At 41.3% G+C, this 1453-nt stretch carries 1 protein-coding gene and 1 tRNA gene; both read right to left on the minus strand.

Annotated features, from left to right (window positions below):
* Positions 1-163 precede the first annotated feature (163 nt).
* Positions 164-1210 carry a nitric oxide synthase oxygenase gene (locus ACOMCU_RS27955; protein WP_010857632.1) on the minus strand — a complete coding sequence of 349 codons (1047 nt, stop codon included), beginning with the start codon at positions 1208-1210 and terminating at the stop codon, positions 164-166.
* A 171-nt stretch (positions 1211-1381) separates the two neighbouring features.
* Positions 1382-1453, minus strand: a tRNA-Glu gene (locus ACOMCU_RS27960).

Below are 1453 nucleotides of genomic sequence, written 5' to 3' on the forward strand. Positions count from 1 at the left end.
TGCAAGACTCAGCTATATTTGAACAGATTTTCTATCGCCTCTTAGAAGCAATTGCGAATCAAGGATTATTGAGCGCTGACCTTGTCTTTATTGATATGTGATCATTCTGAATACCTTTTGTCTTCAATCTAAGGCAGCTCATATGATGAGCTGCCTCTTCTTTTTAGTATGGGGGCTTTTGATAAAAATAGTTTGGCGTATTGTAAACATTGACATAAGGCTGGTGAAAAATATGCGTTGCTGCGGGCGATAGTGGCGGAATCAGCCATGTCCAGTTACCTGTTAGCTCTCGTCCTGCCTTCTCTTCCGCCTCCTCAAACAGCTTAAACTGTTGCGCAGCCGTATGATGATCGACAATGCTTACGCCGTCTTCTTTAAAGGAATGAAGCACGGCAATATTTAGCTCAACTAACGCACGATCTCGCCAAAGTGATGCCTGCTTTGTCGTATCCAGCTCAATAATTTCTGCTATCGCTGGTAACATGTTGTAGCGGTCATGATCAGCTAAGTTGCGCGCACCTATTTCTGTTCCCATATACCATCCATTAAATGGAGCTGCTTGAAAATCAATTCCCGCCATTTGAAAGCGCATGCTCGAAATAATCGGTACTGCATACCATTTTATATCAAGCTCTTGGACCTTTGGATATTGTGGATGACGAATTGGCACCTCTAATATATGTTCCTCTGGGATGGTAAATACTTGTGGTGCACGCTTATCTACCTGCACAATAATAGGTAGTACATCATACGCGGTTCCCTCACTTTGCCAGCCTAGTGATTTGCATATATTCGTAAAGTGGATAGAATGGGGATCACCGATAATTCCTTCCTCCGTTTCATAACCTGCATAACGAATTAACTGGTGATTCCAAATACGCACACGTTCTGATGCAAACACTGTAATCGTCGGGCGAATTTTTCCGTCATTTGTTGCATATTGAATATGTGCAAGTAATGTTTTGAAAATAGATTGCTCATCTAAAATGTCACGTGCATCTACAACATGTAGTGATTGCCAAAACAAACGACCAATACATTTATTGCTATTGCGCCAAGCTACTCGTGCTCCGAAGATTAATTCTTCTGTCGTGGGATTATATTCTCCCGCAGATTCAACCTGTTGTAATCTATTTGCTAACCATGTTTCAGGCTCATTTTGTTCTGACTGATAAAGTGCTAAAAACCGTTGTACCTCTTGTAAATTCATGTCGATTTCCTCCATCTACCCTCATATTAGAGCAATGGCACTAGATTCACCATGAAAAAATCCACTCGTAAACATACATTTTGCATATATGAAATACTTTGTTCAAATTTAAGTTTTTGACTGGAAGTCTTCATAAAAAAAACATGTAGCAACAATGTGCTACATGCAAGATGACCCGTACGGGATTCGAACCCGTGTTACCGCCGTGAAAGGGCGGTGTCTTAACCACTTGACCAACGGGCC

The sequence above is a fragment of the Lysinibacillus sp. UGB7 genome (assembly GCF_049058285.1).
In the GTDB taxonomy this organism is placed as follows: Bacteria; Bacillota; Bacilli; order Bacillales_A; family Planococcaceae; genus Lysinibacillus; species Lysinibacillus sphaericus_B.